Annotated in this window: 8 protein-coding genes; 3 read left to right on the top strand and 5 right to left on the bottom strand. The window is 52.6% G+C overall.

The annotated features are described in order from the left end of the window. Positions 1–39 precede the first annotated feature (39 nt). Complete coding sequence (locus tag NDI52_RS25605; RefSeq protein ID WP_242035972.1) at positions 40–585, bottom strand: hypothetical protein; 546 nt, start codon at positions 583–585, stop codon at positions 40–42. Between the two features lie 538 nt (positions 586–1,123). Further along, positions 1,124–2,932, bottom strand: coding sequence for a ShlB/FhaC/HecB family hemolysin secretion/activation protein (locus NDI52_RS25600; protein WP_199330831.1), 1,809 nt, complete (start codon positions 2,930–2,932; stop codon positions 1,124–1,126). A 471-nt stretch (positions 2,933–3,403) separates the two neighbouring features. Between NDI52_RS25600 and NDI52_RS25595 the strand changes: the two genes are divergently transcribed. Both NDI52_RS25595 and NDI52_RS25590 read left to right on the top strand, forming a co-directional pair. Then, positions 3,404–6,604, top strand: a complete 3,201-nt coding sequence (locus tag NDI52_RS25595; protein WP_190773002.1) for a TIR domain-containing protein — start codon at positions 3,404–3,406, stop codon at positions 6,602–6,604. A 24-nt stretch (positions 6,605–6,628) separates the two neighbouring features. Further along, positions 6,629–7,429: a DUF928 domain-containing protein gene (locus NDI52_RS25590; protein WP_190773001.1), complete on the top strand. Its 801-nt coding sequence runs from the start codon at positions 6,629–6,631 to the stop codon at positions 7,427–7,429. Between the two features lie 218 nt (positions 7,430–7,647). Here the strand turns inward: NDI52_RS25590 and NDI52_RS25585 are convergent, their stop codons facing one another. Together NDI52_RS25585 and NDI52_RS25580 are read right to left on the bottom strand one after the other, a co-directional pair. Beyond that, positions 7,648–9,495, bottom strand: coding sequence for a hypothetical protein (locus NDI52_RS25585; protein ID WP_190773000.1), 1,848 nt, complete (start codon positions 9,493–9,495; stop codon positions 7,648–7,650). Between the two features lie 48 nt (positions 9,496–9,543). Beyond that, positions 9,544–10,509 carry a lysylphosphatidylglycerol synthase transmembrane domain-containing protein gene (locus NDI52_RS25580; RefSeq protein WP_190772999.1) on the bottom strand — a complete coding sequence of 322 codons (966 nt, stop codon included), beginning with the start codon at positions 10,507–10,509 and terminating at the stop codon, positions 9,544–9,546. On the opposite strand from NDI52_RS25580, the gene NDI52_RS25575 reads away from it, so the two are divergent. Then, positions 10,508–10,651: a hypothetical protein gene (locus NDI52_RS25575; protein ID WP_348256550.1), complete on the top strand. Its 144-nt coding sequence runs from the start codon at positions 10,508–10,510 to the stop codon at positions 10,649–10,651. The genes NDI52_RS25580 and NDI52_RS25575 overlap by 2 nt on opposite strands. A gap of 108 nt (positions 10,652–10,759) precedes the next feature. Here NDI52_RS25575 and NDI52_RS25570 read toward each other — a convergent pair whose 3' ends face one another. Further along, a complete protein-coding gene (locus NDI52_RS25570) occupies positions 10,760–13,531 on the bottom strand; it encodes a glycoside hydrolase family 15 protein (protein ID WP_190772998.1) in 2,772 nt (923 codons plus the stop codon). Positions 13,532–13,687: the final 156 nt, after the last annotated feature.

Raw genomic sequence — 13,687 nt, 5'->3', positions numbered from 1 at the left:
CCTGGAGATTATCTTCAGGCCGTAATCGAGTTTAATCTGTTACACAGATGGATAGACTTGCAGCAGCACCTCGGCAATGTAGCCATAACCCAGAATGAACTGGCTGCACTTGTTCTGTGCAGGGCCAACTTCAGCCGTAGCAGATACCACATACAGGCCAGGGTCCATATTCCACTTCCGAGCAGTGCCGGGAAGTTGGACGGTGTAATTAAACACGTCCTTTTGGGTGTAGATCGCGATCGCCTGATCCACTTCGTCTGCGATATTACCTTGACCTTCGAAGTGGAAGTTCATGGTGATTTTGGTTTCTAGACACATCAGTAGAGCAGACAAAGGTGACTTATTGAATGCGATTTTCACACTAGCAATAACCTCTTCGTCTTCTGCCACAATGTGGGGAGATTGTTTGGGGGCCACGAAGTCAGGGTACAGGGGATCTCCAGCGGTACCATCAACTCTCAAGTCGGACAGGGTAAAGAACACAGGACCCAGAATATTCCGGGAGTAAAGTTCTGAATCTGTAACCTGTTCGCGTTGAGCTCTAGCAGCGGCCATAGCGGGGGAGAGCGTTGTTGTGTTAGCCATGAATCATGTCCTCTTAGGTGATGTTTGTTCGTGTATTTATTGACAGCACTGCCAGTATTCGTTGGGCTTATTTCGAATACTTTGCTTGCCAACTGAACCTACTATGGCATCCTAATTTTTCTGAGGCAGTCCTCACTGTGGGTACTATTTGTTCTTTGAAGTTATTTCAGCCAGAACTTATGTAAACCTGAGTTCGGGCTAAGGACTTTTTCGAGGGGCGCGCTTTGCGCGCCCCTCGAAAAAGTCCATTTTGTAGTGCGTGAAGCGCACTACAAAATGGACTTTTGAGCTTATCCCGAATTGAGGTATGTAACTTGGGTTTGGGTAAGTTTTTTTCGAGGGATGCGCAAAGCGCATCCCTCGAAAAAACACTTTGGCGTGCGCAGACTGTATACAAAAACGGATGCTTCAGCTTATTTCTAACGGGTGCATCCCACTTTTGTAAGTGAGGCGGGCTTAGCCCGCCTCACTTACAAAAGTGGGTTTCCAAATCTGCAAAAGTGGGATGCACCCTTTCTAACTGACGTTGAATCAGCAATCAGAATGGGGTGTAGATAATCGAGAAGTAGATTCCCTCTTCTTGCAAAGAGTCGCCCCGTGACTCGACATCGGTTAATGGAAGGCCCCAGTCAACGCGAGCCGTAAAATTGTCGCCCATCTGCCACAGCAAGCCTAGTCCTAACCCCATTAATAAATTGGGATCTGGGTCTTCGGTGCGGTTATTCCAACCCAGGCCGACATCGAAGAAAGGGGCCACTTGCAGCAGGCCGTCTACCTCAGGAACCCGCAGTACCGGCCAGCGTAACTCCGCTGTCAAGACAGCACCGTTGTCGGTTAAGAGAGTATCCTGGCGATAGCCGCGCACAGTGTCCTGGCCACCCATACCAATTTGCTCAAGGGAAAGCAGATCATCCCCGGTAAGTTGCACATCGCCCCGTACTAGTAGCAAAGTATCCCTGTCTAGCAGACGTACCCACTGCCCCTGCCCCCGCCAACTAAAGAAGCGGCTATCGGGTTGATCTTCGTTGACAGTAGAGCCCAGCAAATCAAGCCCCAGGTTGAATTGCGATCGCGCGGCCAGTACATGACGGCTGCTGCGCTCCACCCACTCCTGGTAGAACCGTAGGGCTGAAACGCGGGTACGTCCTTCCTCGTCAGCACCGGGGGACAGGGGAAAGGGGCCAATGTCTTCAATCCCCAGTTCCGTCTGGCTAGCCTGGCGCGAAGCCGTTAGCCCCAGTACCACTTCCTCTGTGGGAGATTGAAAGACGGGTTGGCGCACTCCCAGTTCGAAATAGCTGGAGTCAGAGTTGATCTCCAGGACATCAAAGGGTTCTTCAATCACATTGCTGTCAGTGAAACCGAGGGAAAGCTGGACGGTGCCGTTACGAGGATTAATGGGGACGCTGTAGCTGCTATCAATGCCGTTGCTGCCATCGGTGTTGGTGTATTCGAGACGGATGCGATCGCCAAACCCTAACAAGTTGCCCTCCTGGACCGCGATCCGGCGACGGATGCTACCAACACTGGGCGATCGATTGTTATCGAGGGTGAGAGTTGCGTCAAAACTATCCGCTTCCACTACGGCTACTTCGAGTCGGTTCGTGCCGGGCTCAACGCCCTCTTGCAGGTCAGCGGAGATGGTCTCAATCAGAGGGTCGAGTTGCAGCAGTTGCAGCCCTTCTAACAGGCGGGGCACATTTAGAGGGGAACGTCCAGCCAGACGCAGACGACTGCGGATGTAGCTATCATTTAGCCGTCGATTGCCAGTGATATTAATGTCTTCCAGGCGGCCTTCAACCACCTGAATTCTGACCACGTTGTTCTCTAGGGATTGGGGGGGAATGAAAGCCCCAGACGTGAGGTAACCATTGTCTGTGTAGAGGGCAGTGACGGCAGATCGGGCCTGCAACAGGTCGGTAAAGGAAACCTCAGGGCCGGTGAAGGGGCGTGTTACCGCTTCTAATTCTTCCTCGTCAAAGACGGTGCTACCAACAACCTCGTAGCGATCGACTTGAATAGTGCCTGGTAGATCTGAGGGCAGTTCCGGGGAGGTCGGTTGCTCGGCGGGGCTGGGGAGTAACTCGCTGGGGGGCGGCAGGGGGGGGAGGGGGGCATCGGGAAGGGGAGGCAGGGGGAGGGGGTCAGTCGGGAGGGATGGCTCTGGGACGTCAGGGGTAACGCGTTGTTTAGAACGAATATCAGCCGGATTAGAAAAGGGCCTGGTGGACAGTGAGGCTGGGGATTGGGGGGCAGCAGTGGCGATCGCAGGCCACAGGGAAGGAATAGGTATGGCAATTCCCAAAGCAATAACCAGACGAACCGTTCGTAAACCAGATGTAGCCATAGCCATTTTTATGAGGACAGAAGATTCTGGATGCGGTACGCTCAGTATCTTCTGTCTAAATAAAAATAGTTGAGAGCGCAGAAAACGAGGACCCCGAATCACGGCAATCTCCTGATAGACGGAACGGACGCAACCATACTGTACTGTGTTGGGGGCTTGTTTGAACCTTAAGGAGATTTCTGAGAAACAATATCCCCATTATTTGGAAAAAAGGCGCGGCGAAGCCGCTCCTTTTTCCCAAATAATGGGGAAGTTCTTATCTGGAAATCTCCTAAGTAGGTTGATGGATTGATATAGAGAATGGTTAGGATTTGTTGCGGCAGGTATTAGGCGATCGCTCAATACCCCTAATATCAACCTCACCCTGCTTCACCCCCAAAGATTGCTGTTTCCGTAATTTTTCTCGTGGCTTAGATAATTGTTGATATAGTCATGGTCAACAGGATGCAGAACCCCCTATAAAGAGTCGGTATGACTGAGTTCCAGGATGCATTTATCTCCTACGGACGGATCGATAGCAAAGAGTTCGTGATTCGGCTGCATGAGCGCTTGCAACAGGAAGGCGTGACAGCCTGGTTTGATCAGACCGACATTCCTCTCGGGGTCAACTTTCAAACCCAAATTGATACCGGCATTGAGCAGGCTGATAGCTTCCTGTTCATCATTTCGCCCCATGCCGTCAACTCACCCTACTGCCTGAAAGAAATTCAAATGGCAGTGTTGCAAAATAAGCGTATTATTCCACTGCTGCACGTTGAGGAGATTTCCCGCGATACCTGGCAGGAGCGTTATCCCACAGGCACGGGTGAGGAGTGGGATGCTTACCGAGCAAAGGGGTTGCACTCCTCCTCGAATATGCATCCAGAAATTAGCAAGATTAACTGGGTTTATTTTCGGGAAGGGGTGGATGATTTTGAGCGATCGCTCCGAGGCCTACTCGACCTTTTCCACCGTCATCAAGACTACGTGCATCAGCACACCGTATTGCTAACCAAAGCGCTGGAATGGGAACGCCACCAGAAGCAAAGCCAATACCTTCTGGTGGAAGAGGAGCGCATGGAGGCAGAGTTCTGGCTAACCCATCGCTTTAAGGGTGAGCAACCTCCTTGCGAACCGACCGATTTACATTGCGAGTTCATTTGTGAAAGCATCAAAAATGCCAATAATTTAATGACTCAGGTATTCCTCTGCCACACGTCAGAGGAATACGACATTGCCGATAGCGTTAGCAAAACCCTGATGCGTGAGCGGTTCACTATTTGGGCTAGCGACCTCAGCCGTAGAGGCCGCATTAATCCCTGGAATGATGTGCGCCAGGGCATTGAGCGAGCCGATCACGTCGTGTGTTTCCTCTCCCCCAGCTTCAATGACTCGGAGGACTGCTTAAAGCAGATGGCCTATGCCTTCGAGTTGAATAAGCCCATCATTGCCATTCGGTTGCGATCAACCACGTTATCTGCCCAACGCAAACGAGGCATGGTTGACATCTACAACCGTCTGGGGGTTGGAGATGAAAACTCTGTGCTGAATCGTTTGAAATCCCTGCCCGTGATTCATCTGGTACCCCAGGAAATTGATGCAGCCGAGTACCAGACGGGGATCGATATGCTGTTGTGTGAATTGAATAAGGAATCGGCTTATCACGAACAGCATAAGATGTTGCTGGTGCGAGCGTTACGCTGGCACGAACAGGGTCGTCAACCCAGCCTGTTGCTGCGGGGACACAATTTGCAAAAAGCCAAGGCGTGGCTGGCCTCTTCTAAAAGCTCTGACTTGCAACCCCCCGTTGCTTTGCAGGAGGAGCTCATTGCGACCAGTTTGGAACAGCCTCCCCAGATTTCTACAGCAGCATTCCTCAGCTACTCTCCAGTAGATTCTGACTTTGCCCGCAAGCTGAACAATGCCCTGCAGGATCAGGGTAGGAGCACCTGGTTTGATCAGGACGCCATCGTTTCTGGAAGCGATATTGAGAAAGAGCGGAAAACCGGTATTGAAACCGCCGATAACTTTGTGATTGTGCTGTCCCCCAGTGCAGTGCGATCGCCCCGCTGTCAGGAGGAACTGGCCTATGCGGAGGCGTTAAATAAGCGAATTGTGCCCCTTTTCTACCAAGCGGTTGAGCCTGATGGTCTACCGTCTGCGGTCGCCAACCGCCATGCGATTGACTTCACGAAGAAGACGAATTTTCTGGTAAATCTAGGGTCATTAATGACCAGCCTGGATACAGACCAGGAATACCTCCGGATGCACACCCGGCTTCAGGTGCGTGCCATGGAATGGAAGGCGGAGGGGCGGGATAACAGCTTTTTGCTGCGGGGGAAAGACCTGGCCGGTGCGGCCCGGTGGTTTGAGCAGTCGGCGACGCAATCGCCCCCCGCTACTGCACTGCAAACAGAGTTTATTGCAGCCAGCCAATCGCTTCCGTCTCGGCGTGTCAAACTGCGTACAGTAGCCGTTACGAGCGTTGCAGCGACCGCTCTGGTGGCGATCGCCCGATTTATGGGCATGTTGCAAGGCGTAGAACTGGCAGCCTACGACGCATTCCTGCGGGCCCGTCCCAGCGAACCTCAGGATGAACGGTTTTTAATGATTGGGGTGGATGAACCGACGTTGCAGTTTTTGCAGAACCAGTATGAACCGGGACGCGGTACCATTCCCGATGGTGCGCTGGCCGATATGTTGAAGGCATTAGAACCCGGTCAACCCCGCATGATTGGGCTAGATTTCTATCGCGATTTTGCAGCCGAGCCAGAGCTGAATGGCCTCCTTGCACAGACCCCAAATTTGATCACTGTTTGCAAAAGTAGTTACCGGGGTTGGAGTAACCAGACGGTAGATGCGATCGCCTATCCTCCTGAGGTGAAACGGGAACAGGTCGGCTTCAGCGACTTACTGGATGACGACCAGGGCGATCGCTATGTGCGCCGTCATTACCTGATGCAACAATCGGGTGATATGGGGGTGTGTGACACCAAGGAAGCCTTTAGCCTGGTCTTAGCTCGTCGTTACCTGGAGGCCGAAGGGATGCCGTTCACTTCTCCTGAGAATGCGCAGGGAACGGCCTATCAGCAAGACATGGTACTGGGCGATCGCCCCATTCCTCAACTGCTGGGTACCGGAGCCGCCTACCAATATATGGACAATCAACTACGGGGCTACCAAACCATGCTCAACTATCGCACCCATAATGGCAGTGCCCCTGGGTTTGCTTCCATGGTTAGCCTGAAGGATGTGATTCAGGGCAAGGTGCCTGCTGAGCAGATCCGCGATCGCATTGTCTTGGTTGGTTTTACGGCACCATCTTCTACCGCTGCTGATTTTTGGAATACTCCTTTTGGGGAACTGCCTGGGGTAATTTTGCAGGGCCAAAAGACGAGCCAATTGATCAGTACTGTGCTGGATAATCGGCCGCTGATCTGGTGGTGGCCTTTGGGGCTCGAAACCGTGTGGACGCTGGCTTGGGGGTGTGTAGGTGGAGTGGTCGTGTGGAAAATAAGCCGGGTCAAACTGCTAGCCTTAAGCCTGGGGTTAGCTCTAGCCAGCTTATATGGGATTAGTTATGTTGTGTTTGTCTTTGGCAGTGGCTGGCTACCCCTTGTGCCCCCGGCGATCGCTCTACTCATGGCCGGAGCAGTCGTAGGGTACTTAAATTATCGTCTCCGCAAAATTTGACAATACAGCTCAGGAGCCTGAGACATGAAACGCCTGAATTCGTCGTTACGCGTACAACGCCCGCTATATACTTGCTTGAGGTCGTCCCGCCTGTGGGGTCGGGCGATCGCCGTTATCATTTGTGGAGCTATGGTGTTCCCGGTTGTACCTGCTCCAGCGGAAGCTCAAAGCTTGAGTGAACGGATTCAAGCGCTCTTTACTCGCAATCGTGAAGTGGGTCGTGCTTCCGGGAGGGCACGAGGTGGAGCGATTCGGTCGGGGTGCCAGACATTGGACGTGGAGGGCGATCGCCCTCTGTTGGCATTGATTCCAGCTAGCAACTTGGGAAAGACATCTGAAGATTACCCCACCTTCTGGTTCTACTCGCCATTTACAGCTTCCAACACAAACCTCTCGGCGCTCTTCACGCTGTTAGATAAGGATCGTAACCCGGTGTTGCAATCGATTTCTATCCCCGTTAGTCTTCCTGAAACGCCTGGGCTTGTCAGCTTTCAGTTACCTAGTACAGAGGCCCCGCTGCAAACCGGCGAAACGTATAATTGGTATTTCACCATCGTCTGCAATTTACCCTCGGGTGGCGAACAGGATCTGACGGAAGTGAGTGGTTGGGTTGAGCGAGCTCAACTTTCGCCTGAAGCCGCTCAGCAACTGACCGAGACTGCCGACCCATACCCCATCTACGCAGATAACGATTTCTGGTACGAAGCTGTAACACAACTGGCTCAAAATCGTACTACCTATGCTGGTGACTGGAATGCCCTGCTAAGTCTGTTTGAATTACAAGATTTGGCGAGCAGTTCAGTTACACCGTTACGGTCTGAGTAAATCCCAGGACATAAGGCAAAAATGGCTGTAGCTAACCTCAGTTCGGGATAAGCTGAAGTGCTCATTTTGTCGTGCGCTTTGGGCACTCGAAAACGCCCTTAACCCGAACTCAGGTTAGCTATTAGTACTTAGCGCTCTTCAGCTAAAAACCAGAGCCTTGATTTCGACCTTCGAAATCAAGGCTCTGGTTTTGTTTGGGCAAGGGGTAAGGGCTCAGGTTACGGAGTAGCTCGAGGGGGTTTGCCTGGTTTCGGGGCGCTTTGTTTTAGCAAACAGGTAGTGTTTAGAAGTTGCAGAACGTGCTTTGAGGAAGCGCTTTCTGCAACCACACATTTTTTGCTAATCACCGCTAGTGCAGGTCGATACCCCTTAAGTATCCGCTCTTTCAGGGGTTTGCGGAACTCCGGAAACTGTGCGAAGACCTCATTCTGAAGGTAATCAACAGTGGCAAAATCACGGTCGATGAGCCAGTAATCAATACCTGTACGCCGAATCATCTTTTTGATTTGGTTCAGGTTGTTGCTGTATTGCGTATTCAGAACATCCAGCAATCGCGTTTGGGCCTCCTGGAAGTAACCCTTGTGGTAGGGCAAAACGTAGCCACCTCCACCTACATACACGGGGCGTTCTGCAAAGCTGGGAATATTGTTGACTTCATTATCAATAGAGGCGATCAGCGTGTCTTTAGGCTTAGAGAGCAAAAATTCATAAATTTCTGGGTAAAGCCCCTTCTCATAACGAGCGATGGGAAACCGCTCACGTTCGAAAGTGAGCTGGTAAGGATTTGCCAACAGGATTGTAACCAGTAGTGCTGTTAAACTAAGGGCTCCAAAAGAACGAATTTTTAGGCTAGGCTTTGCCTGACTCTGAATCCAACTCAGTAACCGATCGCCAAGAATGACAAGGGTAACCCCTGCCGATAACGCCATGATGATGCGTAGGCTATGTTCTCCGTAACGATTGGGCAGGTGCATCCGAAATAGCAACATGTGGGCCAGCAAGAATAACCCGAAGGATGCCACCAGAGTTTGAGGCACCACTAGGGATTCTGGACTAACCCGCTTTGCCAGCGGAAACCGCTGTCGTTCAAGGATCAGGAGTGGCAGGAGGAACCCCAGACCGATCTGGGGCAGCGAGAACGATAAATCACACCATTCAGAGGGCAAAAAACCACTACGTTTGCCACAAATCCAATATCGGCTGAAGTAACTTTCAAAAAAGCGTGACCATCCATTGCGCCCCATAGCTGTCATGTTGAGCGCTTCGGCACGGCTTAGTACCGGGCCATAGGGTGACGATTCGACGGCATAGGGGATCAGTAACAGAAAAACCGTTCCTAATCCCATCAAGTAAAAGCGTAGATCGGATGAGGGAGCGAACCCCAAGCGTCCATTTTTGAACGAGAACAACCGCAAGCAGAGAACGCCACTGGCTATCAACATTACCTGGGGGTAGAACAACCCTAAAAGTACCAGGGAGATCAGGAAGGGGATGAGCGATCGCCGCATCAAGTAATAGAAAAATGCGGTGAAGAATGGGTACACAAACGCAACGGGCGTTGCCGAAACAATGTCATCCCGCAACCACAGGTTCTGGTTCATCAGCGTGGCCGAGATGAAGGCCGCAACAGGAGACGGCAGAAACTGCATCGTTCCTAAGAAGATGTAGACCGTTGTGACCAGTGCCAGAATAGGGGGCAAGAGCTTACTGAGGACGATCGGATCAACGCCGACCTGGCTAAACAGATGGTAGAACGTGCTGTAGCCCCAGGGAGCAACAGACTGAAAATAGTCCGCCATCAGGTCGTTAGGGTAGATGTCGGGGTCTAGAAAACGCCGCATCCAGGAGACATGTTGCCGCGCGTCATCTTGAATGATGAAGCGAGAACTCAGTGCCCTCAACATAACGGGTAAGCTGTAGCTCAGCGATATCAGTAGACTCAGCCCTAACCACAGGTAGCGCTGAAACTGGCTGACTTCAGTCGTGATGTACTTACGGAGATAGGCCAGATCCATGATTGAGAAGCGGGATGGAGATGCCGTCGAGCCGGAATACGTTTGAGTCACGTTGTAGGAAGGGGGAGACAGATGAAGTTGCTTGTTATTGTAAGGGGACTATTTTGTAGCCGTACGAACGTCCTGGGCAAGTTTGATGTACTGTCCCAAAAACGGTAGACCCCCAACGGCCGGTAATAGATAGCGTGAGGTGCATAACAAACCCAGAGCCGCACCAACGGTTGCTGGAAAGTAGGGTTGGTAAAGGGCAATTAAGGCGGCATCACGGGTACCCACCCCAGCGAATGTGAGGGGTAGAAGCCCAGCCAGAATAGCTAGAGGAGAAAGGGCTAAATTTGTCAGGAACGGTGCCCAGGCATTGAGGGCCAGGATGAAGAACCAGATCTGCAACAGATGCAGAAACCAGATAAAGACCGAGGTGAGAGAAACAATCAGCAATCGGCGGCGATCGCCCCAAAAATAATCATGCATTTCCTTCCAGGAATAGCTGAGCTTGTTGATTTTCAGCTTCAGCTTTTTAGGAGCGATAGCATGGGCTTTGCCAAAGAAAAACTGGGCAAAAGCAGGCGACCCAAGGAGCATGAGGCCCAGCCCCAGGCCGAGGGCAACACATAAGGTCATGCCCCAGAAAAAGGCATCCTTTTGGGGGTAGAGCAACAGGCCAAATGCACACCACAGCAGCAACGAGAGCATGTCGCAGGCTTTCTCAAAGACCACCAGGGAAAGCGCCAGGGAACCGCTGAGGTGACCGCGATCGCGCATGAAGTAGGCTTTGGCGATGTCTCCCATTTTGGAGGGCAACACCATATTGAGACTGCTGGCAGCCAGGATGAGCTTATTGGCCTCCCAAAACCCAAGATTGCGGGTGGTATCCGGAGAGCTGGGCATCAATTGCTGCAAGCGCCAGGCCGTAAACAGGGTAATAGGGATAACCATGCCGAGGCTGACGGGCATCCAGAGGCGATCGCAATCTTGAAAGACCTTTACTAGACCGGCAAAATCAATCTTCCAGTAGATCAGCAGCAATATGACCAGGCTGACCGCGATGGAAATGAGTCGCTTCATGCCAACACCTCCTCAACGGATACACAGTAGCACGGCAGGGGGGACATCCGGTTCTTCTAAAACCCCACAGCATCGTATTGCTGGCTACAAATTGATTAGGCCATTAGAGGCGATGGGAGGATTAGCCTCCCATCGCCTCTAATGGCCTTCAGCTTACATAACTAGAGGAGGGCGATCGCCCTCCTCTAGCTCGTTCGCTCTTTAGTTACCTAATCATCGGTTGTGCAAAGCAGGGTTGCTAAAGAACCGATTAAATGGGTGCTACATTTGCTTCCTGGTCAATGTTGACCTGAAAGTCCCGCCCCTCCCACTGGTTCGTATCGATCCAATAGAAGGTGAAACGGATGGGTGTTTCCTGGCCGAAGGGGATGGGGACATCGACGTAATGAATGCCAGCCGGGGTAGACTTTGCAGTTGCGTCGTGAATGTCTGCCCACTCGGTATGGGTGCAACGCAGGCGGAAGGGCCGAGGGGCCTGAACCCGCAGTAGCTCCTGGGGAGTGATAGCCTCAATCGGAGAATCGATGCTCCAGGTGCGGAGCGCCTCTAGACGAATTTCGGGGGTGCTGTTTTGCTGAATCATAGTGGGTGTGGGGGTGAGAACTTCGGTTGTGTGAACGTTGACTTGAAAATCGCGTCCTTCCCATTGCTCCGTATCCAACCAGTAGAAGGTAAAGCGGATGGGCTTTTTCTGACCGCACGGCACGGGGATATCGACATAATGAACGCCAAGGTCGGTGGGCTTTGCAGTCGTGTCGTGGGTATCGTCCCAGTCGGAATAGGTGCAGCGCAGACGGAACGGGCGTGAAGCCTGGATGCGCAGTAGTTCTTGCTGGGTAACCTCTGCCATTTGAAAATGGGTGCTCCAAATCTGGGGTGCTCTGGGGCGTCCCTCCTGGCTACCGTACCGCTGAGCCACTGCGGGAATGAAGTTGAATACCTGACCATCCATCGTTGAGCGAAGCAACGTCAAATACTCTGCGTGAGCCCAGGCCAGGGGCATCGCTGAACCTGTAGGGCCACCTAGATACATGTGGGCTTCGGGTAGATCAGGGGCATCCCAAATTTGTTCGGGCAGGAGACCTGTGGATGAGGCAAAGCCTTCCATTGCAGAGATGTAGGGTTGAGGGTCCTGGTGGGCCGCGATCGCATAATGCCCCCGTTCTCCTGTCAACAGCGGCCAGGCTCGGCCCTGGCCCCATTCCTGCCAGGGGCTACCATCGGCCCGTTGACCATAGCCATCATGGCTGTACCGTCGCCAGCAGGGACCAAAGGGCGTATCCACTTTCAGGTCTGCATCAACGACCCGTAATGAATCGACAATGAGTGGGTCATCAGCTTGACGAATGCCATAACGAACCAATTCCAAAAAGCCGGCATCGACCACTTCGCTGGCTCGCAACTCCTGGGGCTTGCCGGGGCCTTGATGGGGCAGGAAGACAATGCCCCGGTTGGGGTCAGGAATGGCATCAGGGGTAGCAGGGTCGATCGGGGCAATATGAACGAAATGTCGGGAGATGCCGGGTACCCGGCTACCCTCGCGAGTCACCGTCCAGGCTTCAATGTGAGATTCTAAAAAGTCAGCATAGTCCTCAACGAATTGGGCCGTTTGATGGTCGCCGCGATCGCGCATCATCTCGGCTGCTGCAATCAGCGCTGCAATGGTTACCGCCAGCGTCGCGGGGGAGTAACCACCGCTTTGTTCCCAACGATCTTGCTGTGTGACGGGGCCATGGTTGATCAGGTAGCGTACGGCTTGTTGCACCATCGGATAGGGGTCGAACTGCCGCAGTGCTTTTTCTTGATGCAGGTGCCAGGTCAGCAAGATGGGGAAGGCGACCTGATCGAGCTGCACGCCATCCTGTAGGGGTTCACCATTGAGCCAGGTGACCTGGGCAAAACTCCCATCGGGGAGCTGACTGGTCGCCAGGTAGATGAGCGATCGCAGAGGGGTTTCTTGATTTCCAGCGGCCAGTAAGCCCAGGGCACAGTGGACGAGATCTCGAATCCAGACCGCATGGTAGCCCCGTTGGTGGGGGTCAGATGAGCCTTTGCTGGATGGATCGCCTTTTGTTTCTCCCCAAGGTATCGCTAGAGATGCAATCATTGCCCCCTGGTAGCGCTTGTCTTCATGGGCCAGTAACGTGCTGATGCTGCTGGCGCAAAGGTTGCCGCCATCTGTTGCGACCTGAGCCAGGGGCAGCACATTGTGGCAAGGGCGCTCCCACTGTTCCATGTAGCGCTTCTGCTGATCCACAAAGGGCACATCTAAGGATTGCAGCAAAGCGGTGATGGCTTTGGAGAGGCAGTCACCAAAGGCCAATCCAACCGTGAAGGGCACATCCATTTCGGGCTGAAGCTCTCCAGTGAGGGCAACATTGCCATCTAATGCACAATCGAATTCCCAATCCATTTGAAAGTCGTTGTGCAAATCTGTCCAACCATCACTCTGCCCAACATAACCGCAGGAAAGACGGGTAAAAGGTAAGGTTGCTCCCAACGCTAACCACTGTCCCTGTTTCTCCGCGACCAGCAGTTCACGCCCTGCCACAGTCACCACGTGGGCATTGTTACCCCACCCTCCCACTTCTAGATGGGGAGCGCAGAGCAGATATAGCCGCAAGTCGGGCAAATTACCCGTAACCCTGGTCTGTTGAAGCAGACACGGCAGGTGCGGATCAACAATAATTTCTTTGGTGATGCGATATTGCCCGTTAGGGTCAGAATTGGTGACACTGTATCCCAACGCGTATTGCCACAGGCGTTTGGTTTCAGAATGGAGATGCGCTTTTTCTTCATGAAAAAAGCTTTTGCCATCCGTAATTAAAAACTGCAAATCGCGCAGTTGAGGCCAGTCAATTGTGGGGTGATACACCTCTGTGATGACTCCATTCCACAGAGTAGACCAGACCTGGCTGGAGGTTGAGTAGGCTGTACCGATACCCGCCTTATTGCCCTGAGTCCAGCGGGGCTCGATGCCAGGTTGACCAAAGGCCTGGGTCTGTCCGCGAAATTGGGTCATGATGGTTGCTTCAGCGCGACGGCGAGGACAGGGAAGCTGTAATGGATCAACTTCCACCCTTTGAGGTTAGCGATCGCAGCAAACGCCAAACACTTTCCTACGGAAGATTCAAAAGATTTAGATATCTAAACAAAGATAGGTGTGGCGCTTTGCACC

It is taken from the genome of Leptolyngbya sp. PL-A3, assembly GCF_039962325.1.
Taxonomy (GTDB): domain Bacteria; phylum Cyanobacteriota; class Cyanobacteriia; order Elainellales; family Elainellaceae; genus Vacuolonema.
The sequence above is the reverse complement of the archived record's forward strand: the minus strand, read 5'-3'. Positions and strand labels throughout refer to the sequence as shown.